Below are 18,112 nucleotides of genomic sequence, written 5' to 3'. Positions count from 1 at the left end.
CCTCTGGATCACCCGGCAGCGCTGACCAGAAAAAAGTGCCCCCAAGGTGCGCTTCCATGAAAGGCGTGGGGGGTGTTGTTACCCATGAGCATAAAGAGGTGGACGGCCGCTACCAAGTCTTGCCGATCACTACTGCTCAGCCTGCCCGGCATGCGCAGCTGCAGCGCTGACCTGCTGATCTTGCCAATCAGCATAGGTTTGTCCGGTCGTCTCAACCTTCCAGTCCACGCGACCGTTAGCGGCACGCCCAGCGACTATGGCCGCTGCTGGACTCGGACTGGTGAAGGCATAGTCACGCGTAAACTTCTTGAATCCGTTCCCATCGTCCAGTAGCACCTTTTCATCACAAAGCTGCTTATAGAGATGCCGGTAGTTATGCTTCAAGTCTATCCATTCTCCCCGGGCGAGAGAACCTTCAAGAACGATAAATTCACCATCTACTTCTTGGGCGAAGGCGACAATATTTTGCCTTTTCACTTCCATCTTCAGCCTAGGGCTTACTGAACCCCCGCCCTGGCTTGTCTCTAGCTCTGTGTGCAGTTGACGCTCAAGCCCAGGGCTTGAGGATATTTTTGTAGTGCTGCGTAGAAAATCCATACCAAGGACGGGAAGTACCGTACGAACCTGTTCGATAAAAAAAGCCATATCGGCACGATCAGACTCCGGCAACCCCACATAATCATGTGCTGTGCCATTAGCTAGCTTACAACGCCCCACGGCACTAGCTTTCTGTATCAGTAAGCTTTCTAGGTACTTCACATGGGCCTTGGTCAGGTTCAGGTCTTTGCTCGTGACGAGGCACACCTTCTCCCAGAAATCCTTGCCGCCCTTGCCTTCCGGTCGATTGTGTTGTTTAAGCCGCGTAGCGACATCATCACTTTCTCCGATGTATACCAGAGGGCGTAAATCACCATCAGGATCCGTACCGACCAGGAAGTAGATCCCGGTGCGGCCGCACTCGGGGCGCTGGACCAGTTCGCTGAGCTTGCTGCGCGGCCCGGTGAGCACGTGGCCGGTCCAGTTCATGATCTCGGCGGTAAGCAGGCCGTTGGGCGTGCCATCCACCAAGAAAAGCCGTATGCTGCGTCCTTGGGTCATACCATCTCCGTTTGTGTAGCTTTGGGGACCGATGAGCCCGCTGGTGGCTGCCAGCCACGCACGTCGATCTTGCCGGTAACGGCTGCAGAAATCAGGGCGGAGCGGCGCTCTTTCAGCAATTCGACAGTAACGACAGCTAAGTCCACCTGCTCCTTCAGACCATTCAATACCATTGCTGTTTCTGAGACAATTTGGCGCTGTTCCGATATTGGCGGGAGCGTAATTTTGAGATTTTTTATTGCAGCTTGAGAGAGATTGTTTGCAAGTCCCTCAGCCCCGTTAATTGACAGTCCGATCTGACGACGAAGCGGTATACTGCCAAAAGACAGAGCAACAAACTCGGGGAGCACTTCTTGACTTGCCACAAGTCTAAAAAGCTTGTCAGACAGCATTAACATTGCCCTTGTTGATTCCACATAGGCCGCTGAACCTATTAGTTCAGACGAGCCACTGGCTCGACACATCAGCAGATCGCCAGGCATAACCTCAATATTATTCCTTGGCTCAACTCCTTCTGGCAAAGCTTTATTCTCGACCTCTCGATAAACCCCATTATTTACAGCTCCAGCTTTAAGAACACCCCATGTGCCTTCATCCGCTGGAAAGCCAAAGCATTCAGGACTCCAGCCTTGTTCAATTCGCTGTAGAACTCGGCGTAAAGCCACAACACCCCAATGCGCCGGTATTTCGCCCAGCCACTCCACCCCAGAATCCTTCATCGCTACATTGGGGTCCAACCCCTTGGTGACGGCATGGGAGATCACCGCCTGGCGCTTCTCCTTGAGCAGCTCGATCAGGCGCTGCTGCTGCTCCACCAAAGCGTCGATGCGGGCGGTTTCGTGGTCAAGGAAGGCAGTGATGGCTTCTTGTTCGTCCTGCGGCGGCACAGGAAACAGGGTTGAGTTGACGAGTTCAGAATCCAGGCTTTCTACCGTTGCACCCTGTTTTGACCACTCCGGAAGAAGTTCGCGATTCAAGCCCTGGATCAGCCTCAAGAAAAAATCAGGTGAAAGGCGAGGCCTAACATTATACGCCCTAACATCCTGGTTTACTGTCACTGGCACTTTATTAATGGCAGCCGGAATTCTGTGGCGTAATATGCCAGATCTGAAAACGATCAAAACGTGGCCTGGTTCAACCATGCTGACCGGAGAAGCGTGGAGCGCCGCCTCGGCAAGTGTATCAATGGTCGAGGAAATCCACTGTCGCTTCATATCCTTGGGGGTAACCCACGGAATGCTTCCATTCCAATACTGGAGTTCGTCCTTAGGAGGGGTTCCACCACCCTTCGATATAGCGAGATAGCTAAGTTTTACGACTTCCCAATGCGCCGGCACCTCCCCCAGCCAATCAACGCCGGAGTCCTTATACACGGAATACTTAGGGAATGTCATGCCGACAGCCCCTCGATCATCTGCTTGATCCGGTCGGTGCAGGCCTTGAGGTCGGCGTCGATCTCCTCCAGCGGGCGCGGAGGGGTGAACTTGTAAAAGTGGCGGTTGAAGGGGATCTCGAAGCCGACGATGCCGATGCGGCCGTCCAGCGGGTCGCGTTTCTCCTCGTCGATCCAGGCGTCGGGGACGTGGGGTTTCACCTCGAGCTCGAAGTAGTCGAATACCGATTCACCCAGCGGCACGTTCTCGTTGTCGCGCAGGCCGGCGTCGGGCTCAGGGTTGCCGTTCTTGTCGAGGCAGATGTCTGCCTCGGGGTCGCGCTCGGAGAGGGCGTTGAGAATCGCCTTCTGCGCTGGGGCGCCGACCTTTAGGCCCGCCTCCTTCAGGGCGGCCTTCAGCGCCTTTGTGAAGGCGTCGCGATTGGTGAAGCGCTGTTCCGGGTCCAGGCTGGCGCAGGCGGCCTTGATCGCCTCGCGCTCGCCCTCCGCAAGCTTCTGGATCGGCTTCTCGTCGTCGAGCTTGGCCAGACGCTCGGGGCTAGCCTGGAAGTTGAGACGCAGCGGGCGCTCCACGGTGATGCGCCGGTAGCCGAAGGCCTCCACCGGGAACAGCTTGCTCTCCTCGCTCTCCTGGCAGGCGCCGTAGAGACGCACGATCTCCTCGATGTCGCGGTCGGCGACGAACTGGCGCTTGCTGCCCAGCGACTTGCGCATCTTGCTGGCCCTGCCGGCGGCATTGATCAGCTGCACCTGGCCGCGACGCTCGACGGGCTTGTGGTTGGAGAGGATCCACACATAGGTGGCGATGCCGGTGTTGTAGAACATGTCGGTGGGCAGGCCGACGATGGCCTCCACCAGGTCGTGCTGCAGCAGGTAGCGGCGGATCTCGGACTCGCCGCTGCCGGCGCCACCGGTGAACAGCGGCGAGCCGTTAAGAATGATGCCGATGCGCGAGCCGCCCTCCTGGCGGGAGCGCATCTTGCTCACCAGGTGCATAAGGAACAGCAGCGAACCGTCGGAGACCCGCGGCAGGCCGGGGCCGAAGCGGCCGTCGTAGCCCTTCTGCTTGTGCTCATTGGTGATCGGCGTCTGGACCTTCTTCCACTCCACGCCGAAGGGCGGGTTGGAGAGCATGAAGTCGAAGCACTCGCCAGCCAACTGGTCGTCGGAGAGGGTGTTACCGAGCTTAATCTGCTCCACCGCCTGGCCTTTGATCAGCATGTCGGCCTTGCAGATGGCATAGGACTCGGGGTTGAGCTCCTGGCCGTGCAGCGAGACGGTGACGTCGCGGCTGATCTGCTGGATGTACTCGTCGCTCTCGGAGAGGAAGCCGCCGGTGCCCGCAGTGGGGTCGTAGACAGTGACGATGCCATGGGGGCGCAGCTTCTCCTCCTGGCCGGTGAGCACGAGCGACGTGGTCAGGTGGACGATGTCGCGCGGGGTGAAGTGCTCCCCCGCCGTCTCGTTGGAGCTCTCGGCGAACTTGCGGATCAGCTCCTCGAACACCAGGCCCATACCGAAGTTGGAGAGCCGCTGGGGACTCAGGTCGATGGAGGCGAAGCGCTGCACCACTTGGTAGAGCAGGTTGTTGGCATTGAGCTGCTGAACGAAGCTCTCGAACTCGAAGTGCTCGAAGATCTCTCGGGCGTGCTGGCTGAATGACTGCACGTAGCTCATCAAGTCATCGCCGGTCTGGGTGTCGGAGAGCTTGCCCAGGGTCAGCGACGAGGCGTTGAAGAAGGGCTGAGCGGCAGCGCGCAGCAGCAGCTTCTCGCGTACGGCGTCGGGCTTGGTCTGGTGCTCCCGCGCGGCGTCCAGTACCTCGGCCTTGGTGGGCTCCAGCACGCACTCCAGGCGCCGCAGCAGGGTGAAGGGCAGGATGATGCGGCCGTACTGAGACTGCTTGAAATCGCCGCGTAGCAGGTCCGCCACAGACCAGATGAAGGCTGCGAGTTGAGAATGACTTTCCGTGTTCACGATTGTCCCGCGTAGGTACCTGATAGGTGACTGTTGTCGGCCATCAAACCCAGCAAGGAGGAGCGAGGGCAGTGCATCTCAAACTGGGGAAAGCACTGTTGTAATGGTGGGCCCAGCTGGACTCGAACCAGCGACCAAGGGATTATGAGTCCCCTGCTCTAACCAACTGAGCTATAGGCCCTGCATTGCGCCGCCGTATGATAGCGAAAGCTGCCGAGTGAGGCCAGAGGCTCGGGGTCGGCTTTTTCCGTGCCGACGGTTCGGGCACTTCTCGGCGTTTGGCGTGTCTTCTGGGGGAGCCTTCCGCTCCAGGAGACGCACCGCTCATGAAACGCCTTTTTTCCTCCTTCTCACTGATGGCCCTGGGCGCCTCCGCCCTGCTGTTCACCCTGCCGCTGGCGGCCTGGGAGCTGGATCCCGAGCGCTCGCGGGTTTCCGCCACAGTGATGCAGATCGGCCCCGATGGCCCCATTCCGCGCCAGCACGAGGTGCGTCGGCTTTCCGGTAGTGCGGATAACAGCGGCACCCTGGAATTGCCGCTGCGACTCAACCAGAGCGACGTAGTGGATCGCCTCGGCCCGCTACCGCCCTGGCTTGCCGGCATTACCGAACGGCCGATGGCTACGCTGACCACCCGATTCCCGCCCGAGCGGTTGGATCAGTTGGCGGTGGGCGATTCATTGGTGGAAACCCTGACCATGAAGGTGCAGTCGGGCAGTGCCATGCGCGAGGAGTCGCTGCCGGTGCGTTTCACCAAGACCGGCCGCGACCAGGTACAGGTCACCAACGCCGAGCGGGTGGCGCTGGACGGGCAAGCGCTGATGGCCAACCCTACCCTGCGCTCGGTGCTGCTGTTGCTCGGCTACGAGCAGATCGGCGACGAGGTGCCGGTCAGCCTCGATGCGATGCTGGTCAAGACAAGAGACTCATAATCCCTCGGTTGCTGGTTCGAGCCGAAGCAATTCCCTTCTTCCAGGCGGCGTAACCGCCGCCCTTTTCGCGCAGTTTTACTGCCCGTTTACGCCGGTAGCCCTTCGTTGCTGCCCTGCGAGCACTGGTCTACGGTTTGAGAGACGGGCCGCGACAGTGGCGCCCCTTGGTTCTATGCATACTGCGCGGCTACTCAAGGATGAGCCCTGGGCGAAGGAGGGAACCGTGCCCGAGTTCGAACTGGCAAATATCGATCTGGTGATCGTCGGCCTGTATGTGGCCATGATTCTCGGCATCGGCTTTTGGGCCGGCCGCAAGCAGCAGGATTCGGAGAGCTACTTTCTCGCCGGTCGCGGCACGCTCTGGCCCCTGGTCGGGCTGAGCCTGGTTTCCGCCAACCTCTCCGGCACCTCCTACATCGGCCTGGCGGGTGCGGGCTATCACGACGGCATCGCGGTGTGGAACTACGAGTGGATGGCCACGCTGGTGCTGGTGTTCTTCGTGCTATTCATCCTGCCGTTCTACCTGCGCTCGCGGGTCAGCACCATGCCGGAGTTCCTCGCCCGCCGCTACGACAAGCGCTCGCGCTACGCCTTTTCGCTATTCTCGATTTTCACCGCCATCCTGATCGACAGTGCCGGCGCGCTGTTTGCCGGCGGCATCACCTTGCAATTGCTGTTCCCCGAGGTGCCGCTGGGCGTGCTGATTGGCGCCATGGCGCTGCTCGGCGGCGGCTATGTGATTCTCGGTGGGTTGCGGGCGGTCATCGTCACCGACACCATCCAGTGCGTGCTGCTCTACGTCGCGGGTGGCGTCATCTTCTTCCTGGTCTTTCGCGAGCTGGGCTCCTGGAGCGCCGTGCAGGACGCAGCGCCGGAGGGCGGTTTCAGCGTGGTGAAGCCGGCCGACGACGACTTCCTGCCCTGGCCCGGAATTTTCACCGGGGTGCTGTGGTTGGGCTTCTACTACTGGACGACCAACCACATCGTGATGCAGAAGGTGCTCTCCGCCAAGAGTGTCGACCACGGCCGCTGGGGTGCGCTGCTGGCGGGTTTTCTCCAGTTGCCGCTGCTGTTCCTGCTGATCCTGCCCGGCACCATGGGCCGCGCCATCTATCCGGACCTGGCCGAGGCGGACCTGATCTGGCCCACACTGGCCTTCGACCTCCTGCCTATCGGCCTACGTGGCCTGGTGCTGGCGGCACTGGTCGCTGCGCTCATGTCGACGCTCGACTCGGTGCTCAATGGCGCTTCCTCGCTGGTGGTCAACGATTTCATCAGGACGCGCAAGAAGAATCGCAGCGCGAAGCAGTTGCTCCTGATCAGCCGCGCCATGGTCGGCGTGTTCATGGTGCTCGCGGGGCTATGGGCACCGGTGATCCTCACCTTCGAGGGCATCGTCGAGTATTTCCAATCCTTCCTCGGCTACGTCACGATGCCCGCCGTGGTCATCTTTCTCGGCGGGCTGTTCTGGCGGCGGGCCACCGCGGCGGCAGGGTTCTGGACCCTGGTCATCGGCGCGCCGATCGGCATGACCGGCTTTCTGGCCGGCGAGATCTTCGAACTCTACCAGCTGCAGTTCCTCTACGGCACCGGCCTCATGCTGCTGCTTTGCGTGTCGATCTTCGTGGTCGTCACGCTGAGCACCGAAGCACCGAAGGAGGAGGAACTCAAGGATTGCGTCTGGTCGCGAGCAGCCTGGCGCGAGGAGTCCCGCGACCTTGCCGGCAAGCCGTGGTGGCAGAACTATCGTGTGCTGGCTGGCCTGCTGGTGGTGGTGACGGTGATCTGGGTTTCCCTGTTCATCTAGCGGCATGACGGTGGCGGGCGAAGCCGCCACCGTCAGCCTGGGACGAGGGTGTTCAGCCGAGCGCTTCGCTCTCCTCCATCGCGCCGGTCTGGACCCGCCACTGGGCGGCGTAGCGCCCGCCCTTTTCCAGCAGCCCAGCGTGAGTGCCCTGCTCTGCGACCCGCCCACCGTCGATCACCACGATCTCGTCGGCATGCACGATGGTCGAGAGCCGATGGGCAATCATGATCACCGTGCGACCGTGGCCGATCTTGGCCAGCGAGCGCTGGATGGCCGCCTCGGTCTCGTTGTCCACCGCACTGGTGGCTTCGTCGAGTACCAGGATAGGTGGATCCTTGAGCAGCGCCCGCGCCAGCGAGAGGCGCTGGCGCTGGCCCCCGGAGAGACGCACGCCGCGCTCGCCCACGGCGGTGTCGAGCCCCTGGGGCAAGGCCTGGATGAATTCCCACGCCTCGGCGGTGCGCGCTGCTTCGATGACTTCCGCCTCGCTGGCCTCGGGCCGGCCGTAGGCGATGTTGTCACGAATCGAGCCCTCGAACAGGTAGACGTCCTGGCTGACCAGGCCGATGGCCTGGCGCAGCGAGGCGAGACTCACCTCGCCGATCGGCTGACCGTCGATGCAGACACGGCCGGCCTGGGGATCATAGAAGCGTAGCAGCAGCTTCATCAGGGTCGATTTGCCCGAGCCGGTAGCGCCCACCAGCGCCAGGGTGTTGCCGGCGGGCACGTGCAGGCTGACACTCTCCACGCCCACCCCGCTGGCGGCATAGCGGAAGCTCACTGCGTCGAAGCTCACCTCGCCGCGCACTGGCTCGGCCAGCGGCTTGCCTTCGTTGTCCTTCACCGTGACCGGCACCGCCAACAGGTCGAGGATACGGCGGGTGCTGGCCATGGCGCGTTCGAACAGGTCGATCACCTCGGCGAGTCCCGTCAACGGCCACAGCAGGCGCTGGGTGAGGAACACCAGCACGCCGTAGGCACCGACGTTGAGGTCGCCGCGCAGGGCCAGCATGCCGCCGACGGTGAAGGTGGCCAGGAAACCGGCCAGGATCGCCATGCGGATCACCGGAATGAAGGCGGAACTGACCTGGATGGCGCGGCGATTGGCCTCCACGTAGGCCTCGCTGACGCTGCGCAGCCGCTCGGCCTCGCGCGCCTCGCTGGTAAAGCTCTTGATGGTGGCAATGCCGGAGAGGTTGTTGGAGAGCCGGCTAGCCAGATCGCCGACCTTCTCGCGCACGTCGGCATAGAGCGGGCCGGCCTTGCGCTGGAAGAAGAACGCGCCCCAGATGATCAGCGGGATCGGCGTGAAAGCCAGTAGTGCGATCAGCGGCGAGATGACGAAGAACACCGCCCCCACCGCCACCACGGTGACACCGACCTGGATCAGTGAGTTGGCGCCGCCATCGAGGAAGCGCTCGAGCTGGTTGACGTCGTCGTTCATGGTCGCCACTAGCTGGCCCGAGCTCTTCGACTCGAAGTAGGCCATGTCGAGGCGCTGGGCGTGCTCGTAGGTATCCAGGCGCATGTCGGCTTGCAGGCGTTGGGCCAGGTTGCGCCACAGGATCTTGTAGAGATATTCGAAGATCGACTCGCCAGCCCAGATGAAGAAAGTGAGCACGGCCAGCACCACGATCTGCTCCTGGGGCGTAGTAAAGCCGATACGCGCGACGAAACTGTGCTCCTGGTTGACCACCACGTCGATGGCCACACCGATGAGGATCTCGGGGGCGATATCGAAGATCTTGTTGATGACCGAGCAGGTGGTGGCGGCGACGATGCGGCGCCGGTAGCCGCGCGCGTAGCGTAGCAGGCGCACCAGTGCCTGGAAGCTGTTGGCGGAAGCGTTGGCAGACATGAGGGTTTCCTTTCGAACAAGAGCCGCAGCTTACCGGGTCAGGGCCGCTTTCACCAAGGCGAAAACGGCAGTGCCCGCCCTAGGTAACACGTCGTTCGAAAGCCTGGAACGCGCGCTGAACTTGCATCGACACGACGGAATTCACGACAATACTTGGCTTGCTCAATGGCCAAGGACGCTCGATGCTCGCCGACCTCTTCGCCGTGATGGCCCCCGTACTGGCCGGCGCAGGCCTCGGCTTCACCTGGATTCGCCTGGGCCACCCTTATCCCGTCGACTTCGTGACCCGGCTGGTGTTCAACATCGGCACCCCGGCCCTGGTCATCGCCTCGCTCTCGAGCGCCGAGATCGATGCAAGCAGCTTCGGACGCACCATGCTGGCCACCGCCCTGGTGATGTGCTGCATGGCGGCAGCCACCTTCGTCATGGCCCGCCTGCTGCGCCGGGACTGGCGGGTACTGCTGGCGCCGATGATGTACCCCAATACCGGCAACATGGGCCTGCCGGTGGTGCTCTACGCCTTCGGCAGTGCCGGCTTCGCCTTCGGCATCACGGTAATGGTCACGGTCTCGCTGTTCCAGTTCACCATCGGTGCCATGTTTGCCAGCAGCGGCAATCCATTGCGTACACTGGTCAGGACGCCTACGGTTTACGCTATCCTGATTGCACTGGCCCTGTTGCTGAGCGACACCGAGCTACCGCGCTGGCTAGCCAACAGCGTGGGGTTGATCTCGGGCTTCACCGTCCCGCTGATGATGATAACGCTGGGTGTCTCGCTAGCCAGCATCAAGGTGAAGAACCTGCGTTCGGGCATTGGCTTCAGCCTGCTGCGCACCCCGGTGGCGGCGTTGCTGGCCTGGGGCATCGGCTCGCTGCTCGATCTCTCGCCGCTGGCGCTCAGCATCCTCGTGCTGCAGATGAGCATGCCGGTGGCCGTGTTCAACTACCTGTTCGCACAACGTGCCCAGCGCGAGCCGGAATACGTCGCCAGCCTGGTGTTCTGTTCCACCCTGCTGGCCCTGCTTTATTTGCCTGTCCTGCTGGCTATCCTGATGTAGCGGCCAGCGCGGGCCAAGAGGGTGATGGGAACACCCGGGCCGCTCCGAAGTCTCTATCTATTGGGGGGCGGTATCGAAACGCAAGGGAGAAGATCATGCATGAAGCAAGCAAGCGGCTGGCAGTTCCCCTGCTGGCCGGCATCGTCGGGAGCACCGGATCGGCTCAAGCCGTCGAGGTCGTCGCCGAGCGTATCGCCACCGAACACTTCGACCTGCGCCTGGAGCGCATCGCCGAAGGGCTCGAGCACCCCTGGTCCGTGGCCATGCTGCCCGATGGCCGCTTCCTGGTCAGCGAGCGCCCGGGACGCTTGGCGCTGGTCGAAGAGGATGGCAGCGTCACCCACCTGGATGGCCTGCCCGAGATCCGCGCCCGAATTCAGGGCGGCCTGCTCGACGTAGTGCTGCACCCCCAGTATGGCGACGGCGAACACGACTGGATCTACTTTACCTGGAGCAAGCCCGAAGGTAACGGCCAGACCGCCACAGCCCTGGGCCGGGCTCGCCTGGACGATGCCCGTCTGAGCGATGTCGAAACCCTGTTCGTACAGGGACAACCTGCCGACCCGGGCCGTCACTACGGTTCACGGCTCGCCTGGCTGCCCGACGGTACCCTGCTGATGAGCATCGGTGAACGAGGCACGCCAGCACGGGCACAGGACAGCCGCGATCATGCCGGCAGCATACTGCGCCTGACGGAAACCGGAGACGTCCCCGACGACAACCCCTTCGTCGATGACGAGGACACTCTCGACGAGATCTTCACCCTTGGCAACCGCAACGCCCAAGGCCTGATCGTCACCCAGCAGGGAGAAGCCTGGGCCACCGAGCACGGCCCCCTGGGCGGCGACGAACTCAACCTACTGGTCGGTGGTGAAAACTACGGCTGGCCCGAGGTGAGCCTAGGGCTTGGTTACGGCTCCCGTAACCCCATCGGCGAAGACTCCCTACCCGGCATGCGCGATCCGGTGCACGTCTTCGAAGAGCGCTTCGCCCCCTCCGGCCTGGCACAGGTCACCGCGGAGACGTTCGATGCCTGGCAGGGCAACCTGTTGGCGGGCGGGCTGCACAGCGAGCAGTTGCATCGCCTGGTGCTGGAGGGAGATCAGGTGAGCGATTGGGAGATGGTGCTCGATGGACAGATTGGAAGGATTCGCGACGTACGCCAGGGGCACGATGGCGCCATTTATCTGCTCAACGACGACCCGCAGGGCAGTCTCTATCGGCTGAGACCGGTGGATTGAGCACCGTCGCGGCGCCGGGTTCGCTGCCCGGCCATGCCGTTCCCGTCGAATACCGTTCGCGAGCTGCCATGCGCCTACGCAACCTGATCCTTATCACCGTCATTGCGCCGCTCTTCCTCGTGCTGCTGATTTTCAGCCTGGTGGCTATCAAGTCGCTCGAGGACAATGTGCGCAACCGTCTGGAGCGTGAAGTCCAGGTCATCACCAACGTGATCGGCACTACGCTGAGCCATGCCTTGACCCGGGATGCCACCGAGCCGCTCGAGGAGTCGCTCTACTCCGCCTTCTCCTTCCATCGTATCTATGGCGCCTATGTCTTCGATGCCAACGGTCGGGAAATCTACGGCCTTGGGCTGGGCCAAGCCCTGTTCAGCCCCGAGACCATTCGCGAGGTGGCCGAGCATGGCGAGATGCGCGCCGCCTACCGCGAGCATGACGGCTGGCACTACTACTCGGCACTGAAGCCGCTGCTCTCCGCTACCGGCGAAGTACAGGGCGTGCTACAGGTCAACCGGCTCAACACCGGCATCGAGAATTACACCGGCTTTCTCAGCCAGTTGGCCCTGCTGGCCTTCGTCATCGGTGCGGCCGGTATCGTGCTGGGTATCTGGTGGGGTTTCCGCCGCCATATCGAACGGCCGCTGGAGCGCCTGCTCACGGTGATGCAGCGTGTCGAGGCCGGGGACCGCGGCCAGCGTGCCGAAGCCGAAGGCCCCCAGGAGTACGAACGCCTCGCCGTGGCGCTCAACGGTATGCTGGATGCCATGGCGGAAAAGGATGCCGACATCGAGGCACGCCGACGCAAGGAGATCGAGCTCGAGAAGCGCCTGCGCAAGTCGAAGAAGCTCGCCGAGTTGGGCGTGCTTGCCGCCGGAGTGGCGCATGAGATCGGCGCGCCGCTCACGGTGATCAATGGCCAGGCCCAGCGTCTGGCCCGGCGCGAAACGCTCGACGAGGCAGACCGGGCCAAGCTCGGGCGAATTCGCAGCGAGGTGGAGCGTATCGTCGAAATCGTACGCCAGCTCATGGAGCTGGGGCGGCGTCACAATGTCGAGAAGGAGCCGCTGGAGCTGGCTGAATTGGTCGGCACGGCACGCGAACTGGTGGAGGAGGATTTCGAGCGTAACGTCATTCGCCTGGAACTCGATCTTTCTCCCTCCTCTTCACCGCTGCTGGCCAATGGCCAGCAATTGATCCAGGTACTGACCAACCTCCTGCGCAATGCCGCCCAGGCTGAGGGAGTAAGCCGGGTACGCATACGCTCCCAAGAAAAGGAAGGCTGGCTAACCTTGTGGGTAGAGGATGATGGCTCGGGTATCGGCGACAATGACAAGCCGAAAGTCTTCGATCCTTTTTTCACGACCAAGCCCGTCGGCCAAGGCAGCGGCCTCGGGCTTTCCATGGTGCACCGCATTATCAACGACCACGGCGGTACCGTTGGGGTGTTCGACAGCGAACTGGGGGGAGCCGGCTTCGAAATCGGGCTACCACTGAACGATATCGATGAAGGAGGGACTGCCACGTGACAGGGAGCTACAGCCATACCGATCTTCCGATTCTCATCGTCGAGGATGATGCCGCCATCCTCGAGCTTCTTGAGGAGGAGCTACAGGAAGCCGGTTACCAGACAATCGGAGTCGGCAGTGCCGAAGAGGCCGTTGTCACCTTGAGCCATAGCGAGGTGGCCCTGGTCATCAGCGACGTGCGCCTGCCCGGCATGAGCGGCATGCAGCTGCTCGAACAGTTGCGCCATGAGGGCAGCCGACTCGGGTTCATCGTCATTACCGCATTCGGAACCATCGATCAGGCCGTTGAGGCACTCAAGATCGGTGCCGACGATTTCCTGACCAAGCCGTTGGATCTCGAGAGCGTGGGCGAAGCAGTTTATCGCGTGCTGGAGAATCGACGCCTGGCCGAGCGCTTCCAACAGGACGAGCCGGCGGGTCATTTCCACGGTATCGTCGGCGGGAGCGAAGCGATGCAGGCACTGTTCCACGATGCTGCACGGCTAGCCAAGAGCGATGCGCCGATTCTCATCCTGGGCGAAAGCGGCACCGGCAAGGAGCTGCTGGCCCGTGCCATCCATGCCGAGAGCCCCCGAGCCAAGGAGCCTTTCGTTGCCATCAACTGTGCCAGCATCCCTCCGAACTGATGGAGAGTGAGTTCTTCGGCCATGTCAAAGGGGCCTTCACCGGCGCCAGCGAATCGCGCCAGGGCCTGTTCCAGGCAGCCAACGGGGCAGTCTCTTTCTCGACGAGATCGGCGAAATGTCGCCCGGCCTGCAGGCCAAACTGCTCAGGGCGCTACAGGAGAAAATGGTCAAGGCGGTTGGCGCCGAAAAGGAAGAAGCGGTGGACGTACGCATCATTGCCGCGACGCATCGTGACCTGGAGCAGGAGATCGAGAGCGGTAACTTCCGCAGCGACCTGTTCTACCGTCTGGAGACCTTTTCCCTGCGCATCCCCCCTCTGCGCGAACGCCAAGGCGACATCGAGCGGCTGATCTCGAGCATGATCGAGAAGCACGCCAACGCGCAGGGCAAACGCATCGATCGTATCGAACCCATGGCCCTGCAAACCCTGCTCGACTACCCCTACCCGGGCAACGTGCGGGAGCTCGAGAATGCTGTCATGCGCGCCGTGACGCTAGCCGAAGAGGGCCTGCTCAGCCATGCCGACTTGCCGGAGCGCATTCGCCAGCATGGTCAGGAGCAACGCGGTGCCATGCGTCAGATCGAGACTAGCCACGCCATGGTCGCCAGCAGCCAGCAGAGCTGGCCCAGCCTGGAAGAGGTCGAGAAGCGCTACATTCAGAAAGTGCTCGAAGCAACGGGGGGCAACAAGCGACGAACCGCCGACATCCTCGGCATTGCCAGGCGCACGCTTTATCGTCGCCTGGAAGAGGAGTAGTCAAGAGGAGTAGTCGATTCTCGCGATGTAAAAAAGCCCCCGTGGGAGCTCGGGGCGAAGCACGCCATGCAATTCGACTGACGGTGCAAGGGGGGAGGGTGGCGGGCCGCCAGCGAATTGCGCCGCGTCATGCTATCCAGGTGGCGCATCTTTGCGCCGAATCGTTCTCCTTCTGGCCCCGGCCAGGCGGCCGGGGCCGAAACTCGAGGATTACGAATCGCTCTTCTCGTCATCCTCCGGATAGTCCCACTCCTCTTCCTCGTTCTCGTATTCGAACTCGGGTTCATCGCCCGGCATCGCTTCGGTTCCGCTGCCGAAGCCGGGTTCATCGCCAGGGGCAGCCTCGGTGCCCGGCATGCCCGGATCCGCGCCCGGCTCGGTGGTACCGTCGATGCCAGGGGCAGCGGGATCACCGGGGTCGACGCCAGGGCCGGTCTCATGACCCGGTGCTGCATCGGTGCCGGTTCCCGGAGTGGTTTCAAACCCCGGATCGGTGGTGCCAGGCTGCTGTTGCTGCATGCCTGGATCCTGTTGCATGCCCGGATCCTGCTGCATGCCCGGATCCTGCTGCATGCCTGGATCCTGCTGCATGCCCGGCTGAGCTTCAGTACCCGGCATTCCCGGGTCCGCGCCCGGCTCGGTAGTACCGTCGATGCCAGGAGCAGCGGGATCACCGGGATCCACGCCAGGGCCGGTTTCATGGCCGGGAGCGGCATCAGTGCCAGGGTAATCGCCCGGCTGCTCGGTACCCGGCTGAGTCTGGTATTCGTCCTGCTGTGTCTGCTGGGCAAGGGCCAGCGGGCTGGCGGTCAGCCCCATGGTCACGCCAAGAACGCCTAGCTTCTTCAGAAATTCCTTGGACATCATACTTCCACCTCCTGCGACATCGCCTTGCGACGAAATCGAAATGTAATGGGCTTCCTGTCCTGTGCCGTCATTCCTCTGACAGCGCATAAGCGAGAGAGACCTGATTAGGTACCACCCTGCTGTTCCTCGTCGTCCACCAGAGGATCGTCCTCTTGATCCTCGTCCATGGTGGTTTGCTGCCCGTCAGGCACCGGCTCCTGTTCAGCCTCGGGGAGCGGGTCCTGCTCGGGAGCCACATCAGCCCCCTCCGGGTTCTCCTCGACACCGGTAGCAGGGTCAGCGGCGCCATCGCCGGCGGCGGAGTCGGTCTGGTCGATGCCGGGATCAGCCGTAGTATCCTGCATCGGCGAACCCTGTTCCTCCATGGTGGGACGTTCCTCCTCGACCGGAGGAAGCTCGTCGTCATCATTGCCGCAGCCGGCAAGCGACAACGTTCCCAGCGCAAGGGCAACTGCCGAGGCCAAGGCCGTCAATCGCCTGGCAGACCTGCTTGCACGCTTCTCATGGCTCATGTGGATTCTCCCTGGTTGGTTCGTCCTCCCCCTTCCTGCAGCACAGGCTGTGCCAGCTCGACCAATTACCCACTTACTTCATAGAAAACAAAAACTTGCACAAAAAGACACAGATCATTTTTCTCCCTCATATCAGCCATTAGGGTGGCGCAAACTGGCACATGGCTAGGTCTGCTACAGATAACCGCCACGTTGGTTTTGAGGAGCTCGGCTTACGCATGGCGTAGCGATGAGAGGTGGAACCAGAGACACCAAAATGCAGCAGGGGCCCCATAGGGCCCCTGCGGGGGAGGAGGCACGAACACCCGACGAACTATTCCGGCGTAACGCCCCGAAGACGCTCGCTGCGACGTCGCAACAGCTCCAGCGTCGTCAGCAGCAGCATGGAAAGCAGCACCAGCAGGGTCGCCACTGCCAGGATCGTGGGGCTGATTTGTTCGCGGATACCGGACCACATCTGGATCGGCATGGTGGTCTGAGCGGGTCCGGAGATGAACAGCACCACCACGACTTCGTCGAAGGAAGTGATGAAGGCGAACAGGGCCCCGGAAACGACGCCCGGCGTTACCAGTGGCAACACCACCTTGAAGAAGGTACGGGTGGGGTTGGCCCCGAGGCTATGTGCCGCCCTGATCAACGTGGTATCGAAACTCGACAGGGTGGCCGTCACGGTAATGACGACGAACGGTATGCCAAGCGCGGTGTGCGCCAGAATCACGCCGAGGTAGGTTTGCGCCAGGTTGATCTTGGAGAAAAAGAAGAACATGGCAGCCGCTGAAATGATCAGCGGCACGATCATCGGCGAAATGAGCAGCGCCATGATAGCCCCACGCGCCGGCATGTGCCGGCTCGACAGTCCCAGCGCTGCGATGGTACCCAGGACCGTCGCCAGGATCGTCGAAGCGATACCGATGATGAAGCTGTTCTTGATCGCATGCAGCCATGCCCGCGAGGTGAAGAAGTCCTCGTACCAGCGCAGCGAGTAGCCTGCCGGGTCGAGGGTCAGCATCTCCTGGCTGAACGTGAAATAGGGCTGCGCATTGAACGAGAGCGGGATGATGATCAGCAGCGGCCCCACCAGGAACAGGAAGATCAGCGCACAGATTCCCAGGAACACGTAGTGCCAGATTCGTTCACCGCGGGTGGCGTAGGAAGGAATGGCCATTGGATTACCCCAGCTTGACCTTGTCGACGCCGATCAGGCGATTGAAGACCATGTAGAAGACGATCACCACCAACAGCAGGATCGAGGCAATGGCCGCGGCCAGTCCCCAGTTCAGTGAGGTCTGCATGTGGTAAGCGATGTAGTTGGTGATGAAGCGCCCTGACTGCCCACCCACCAGAGCCGGTGTGATGTAGTAGCCGATTGACAGGATGAATACCAGGATACCGCCCGCTGCGATGCCCGGAATGGTCAACGGGAAGTAGACCCGCCGGAAGCACAGGAAGGGACGCCCACCGAGTGAGCGTGCCGCACGCATGTAGCTCGGAGGAATGGTCTTCATCACCGAGTAGAGCGGCAGGATCATGAACGGCAGCAAGATATGGGTCATCGCCACGATGGTGCCGGTCTTGTTGTGAATCATCTGCCAGCGGGCCTCGTCGGCGATCACGCCGATGGCGACCATCAGGTCGTTGAGCACCCCCTGAGACTGGAGAATCGCGATCCAGGTCGTGGTCCGCACCAGCAGCGAGGTCCAGAACGGCAGCAACACCAGGATCATCAGCAGGTTCGAATGGCGCAGCGGCAAGCTCGACAGCAGGAAGGCGATCGGGTAACCGAGCAACAGAGTAAGGCCGGTAATTACCGCGCTCATCCAGAAGGTACGCCAGAACAGCGAGACATGTACCTTGAGATGGTCCGGTACCTGGACGATCTCGCCCGTTGGCGTGAGCTGACGGTCCACTGCCGCCAGATAGTAGGCAAGCGTGTAGGGGGTCGCCTCGCGCTGGATCAGTTTCCAGGTGTCGAGTTCGCCCCAAGTATCGTTGATCTCGATCAGCGCTTCGCGATAAGGCGGCTCGACGGTTCGCAGTTGACGCGCCGTACGAGTGATCGCCGAACGCATGCCTGACTTCTCATAGTTCAGGCGGCTCGATAGCAGCCCCAGGTTACGGCCTTCTTGGCCTTCACGCAGGTCTTCCACCAAGGCGGCGAAGACCGGTTCGTCGGGTAGCGACTGTCTGTCCCAACCCTCCAGCGCATCGACGGTGCGTGACAGATGCGTCGAAACCTCGGGATTGTCGACGCTGCGCCAAAGCATTTCGCCGATAGGCATGACGAAGGCGACGATAAGGAACAGCAGCAGTGGCGATACCAGCAGGAACGCCTTCAGCTTCGAGCGTCTCACGGCGCGACGCAGGCTGACCTTGAGCGGTACGCCATCGGCGGTGGTCAAAGGGGAAGTGGGAGTTTCGGACACTCGGGCCCCTCCAGGAAACGACATGACGAAAAGAGAG

Annotated in this window: 13 protein-coding genes, 1 tRNA gene and 1 pseudogene; 6 read left to right on the top strand and 9 right to left on the bottom strand. The window is 61.8% G+C overall.

What is annotated here, in order from left to right; genetic code table 11:
• Window positions 1-129: 129 nt before the first annotated feature.
• From EKK97_RS05945 to EKK97_RS05930, 4 genes are all read right to left on the bottom strand, one after another.
• Window positions 130-1,098: a GIY-YIG nuclease family protein gene (locus EKK97_RS05945; protein ID WP_159550227.1), complete on the bottom strand. Its 969-nt coding sequence runs from the start codon at window positions 1,096-1,098 to the stop codon at window positions 130-132.
• Complete coding sequence (locus EKK97_RS05940) at window positions 1,095-2,492, bottom strand: restriction endonuclease subunit S (RefSeq protein ID WP_159550224.1); 1,398 nt, start codon at window positions 2,490-2,492, stop codon at window positions 1,095-1,097. Before EKK97_RS05940 ends, EKK97_RS05945 begins: the two co-directional genes overlap by 4 nt.
• Window positions 2,489-4,468, bottom strand: coding sequence for a type I restriction-modification system subunit M (locus EKK97_RS05935; RefSeq protein ID WP_159550221.1), 1,980 nt, complete (start codon window positions 4,466-4,468; stop codon window positions 2,489-2,491). The genes EKK97_RS05940 and EKK97_RS05935 overlap by 4 nt, the downstream gene beginning before the upstream one ends.
• A 104-nt stretch (window positions 4,469-4,572) precedes the next feature.
• A tRNA-Ile gene (locus EKK97_RS05930) sits at window positions 4,573-4,649 on the bottom strand.
• Between the two features lie 145 nt (window positions 4,650-4,794).
• On the opposite strand from EKK97_RS05930, the gene EKK97_RS05925 reads away from it, so the two are divergent.
• Both EKK97_RS05925 and EKK97_RS05920 read left to right on the top strand, forming a co-directional pair.
• On the top strand, window positions 4,795-5,400 hold the full coding sequence (locus EKK97_RS05925; RefSeq protein ID WP_159550218.1) for a hypothetical protein: 606 nt from the start codon (window positions 4,795-4,797) through the stop codon (window positions 5,398-5,400).
• Between the two features lie 223 nt (window positions 5,401-5,623).
• A complete protein-coding gene (locus EKK97_RS05920; RefSeq protein WP_159550215.1) occupies window positions 5,624-7,207 on the top strand; it encodes a sodium:solute symporter family transporter in 1,584 nt (527 codons plus the stop codon).
• A gap of 52 nt (window positions 7,208-7,259) precedes the next feature.
• Here the strand turns inward: EKK97_RS05920 and EKK97_RS05915 are convergent, their stop codons facing one another.
• On the bottom strand, window positions 7,260-9,065 hold the full coding sequence (locus EKK97_RS05915) for an ABC transporter ATP-binding protein (RefSeq protein ID WP_159550212.1): 1,806 nt from the start codon (window positions 9,063-9,065) through the stop codon (window positions 7,260-7,262).
• A 182-nt stretch (window positions 9,066-9,247) separates the two neighbouring features.
• Between EKK97_RS05915 and EKK97_RS05910 the strand changes: the two genes are divergently transcribed.
• From EKK97_RS05910 to EKK97_RS26070, 4 genes and pseudogenes are all read left to right on the top strand, one after another.
• Window positions 9,248-10,123: an AEC family transporter gene (locus EKK97_RS05910; RefSeq protein WP_159550209.1), complete on the top strand. Its 876-nt coding sequence runs from the start codon at window positions 9,248-9,250 to the stop codon at window positions 10,121-10,123.
• A 95-nt stretch (window positions 10,124-10,218) separates the two neighbouring features.
• Window positions 10,219-11,364: a PQQ-dependent sugar dehydrogenase gene (locus EKK97_RS05905; RefSeq protein ID WP_159550206.1), complete on the top strand. Its 1,146-nt coding sequence runs from the start codon at window positions 10,219-10,221 to the stop codon at window positions 11,362-11,364.
• Between the two features lie 68 nt (window positions 11,365-11,432).
• Window positions 11,433-12,890, top strand: a complete 1,458-nt coding sequence (locus EKK97_RS05900) for a sensor histidine kinase (protein ID WP_159550203.1) — start codon at window positions 11,433-11,435, stop codon at window positions 12,888-12,890.
• Window positions 12,887-14,273, top strand: a pseudogene (locus EKK97_RS26070) (sigma-54-dependent transcriptional regulator). The gene EKK97_RS05900 and the pseudogene EKK97_RS26070 overlap by 4 nt, the downstream one beginning before the upstream one ends.
• A gap of 210 nt (window positions 14,274-14,483) precedes the next feature.
• On the opposite strand, the gene EKK97_RS24320 reads toward EKK97_RS26070, so the two are convergent.
• The 4 genes from EKK97_RS24320 to EKK97_RS05875 all read right to left on the bottom strand — a co-directional run bounded on the left by EKK97_RS24320 (window position 14,484) and on the right by EKK97_RS05875 (window position 18,075).
• Window positions 14,484-15,137 (bottom strand): hypothetical protein, encoded by a 654-nt coding sequence (locus tag EKK97_RS24320; protein ID WP_159550200.1) that lies wholly within the window; start codon window positions 15,135-15,137, stop codon window positions 14,484-14,486.
• A gap of 107 nt (window positions 15,138-15,244) precedes the next feature.
• The gene (locus tag EKK97_RS05885; RefSeq protein WP_159550197.1) at window positions 15,245-15,652 is read right to left on the bottom strand and encodes a hypothetical protein; all 408 of its coding nucleotides are present in this window, start codon (window positions 15,650-15,652) and stop codon (window positions 15,245-15,247) included.
• A 313-nt stretch (window positions 15,653-15,965) separates the two neighbouring features.
• On the bottom strand, window positions 15,966-16,817 hold the full coding sequence (locus tag EKK97_RS05880) for an ABC transporter permease (protein ID WP_159550194.1): 852 nt from the start codon (window positions 16,815-16,817) through the stop codon (window positions 15,966-15,968).
• 4 nt (window positions 16,818-16,821) lie between these two features.
• Window positions 16,822-18,075, bottom strand: coding sequence for an ABC transporter permease (locus EKK97_RS05875; RefSeq protein WP_159550191.1), 1,254 nt, complete (start codon window positions 18,073-18,075; stop codon window positions 16,822-16,824).
• Between the last annotated feature and the right edge of the window lie 37 nt (window positions 18,076-18,112).

It is taken from the genome of Billgrantia tianxiuensis (assembly GCF_009834345.1).
In the GTDB taxonomy this organism is placed as follows: Bacteria; Pseudomonadota; Gammaproteobacteria; order Pseudomonadales; family Halomonadaceae; genus Halomonas; species Halomonas tianxiuensis.
This window is presented reverse-complemented; position numbering and strand designations above follow the sequence as displayed.

What these genes read in the sequence shown, in the direction of transcription:
- EKK97_RS05945 (WP_159550227.1), bottom strand. Translation starts at nt 1,098, where the DNA reads ATGACCCAAGGACGCAGCATACGGCTTTTCTTGGTGGATGGCACGCCC.
- EKK97_RS05940 (WP_159550224.1), bottom strand. Translation starts at nt 2,492, where the DNA reads ATGACATTCCCTAAGTATTCCGTGTATAAGGACTCCGGCGTTGATTGG.
- EKK97_RS05925 (WP_159550218.1), top strand. Translation starts at nt 4,795, where the DNA reads ATGAAACGCCTTTTTTCCTCCTTCTCACTGATGGCCCTGGGCGCCTCC.
- EKK97_RS05915 (WP_159550212.1), bottom strand. Translation starts at nt 9,065, where the DNA reads ATGTCTGCCAACGCTTCCGCCAACAGCTTCCAGGCACTGGTGCGCCTG.
- EKK97_RS05910 (WP_159550209.1), top strand. Translation starts at nt 9,248, where the DNA reads ATGCTCGCCGACCTCTTCGCCGTGATGGCCCCCGTACTGGCCGGCGCA.
- EKK97_RS05905 (WP_159550206.1), top strand. Translation starts at nt 10,219, where the DNA reads ATGCATGAAGCAAGCAAGCGGCTGGCAGTTCCCCTGCTGGCCGGCATC.
- EKK97_RS05900 (WP_159550203.1), top strand. Translation starts at nt 11,433, where the DNA reads ATGCGCCTACGCAACCTGATCCTTATCACCGTCATTGCGCCGCTCTTC.
- EKK97_RS24320 (WP_159550200.1), bottom strand. Translation starts at nt 15,137, where the DNA reads ATGTCCAAGGAATTTCTGAAGAAGCTAGGCGTTCTTGGCGTGACCATG.
- EKK97_RS05885 (WP_159550197.1), bottom strand. Translation starts at nt 15,652, where the DNA reads ATGAGCCATGAGAAGCGTGCAAGCAGGTCTGCCAGGCGATTGACGGCC.
- EKK97_RS05880 (WP_159550194.1), bottom strand. Translation starts at nt 16,817, where the DNA reads ATGGCCATTCCTTCCTACGCCACCCGCGGTGAACGAATCTGGCACTAC.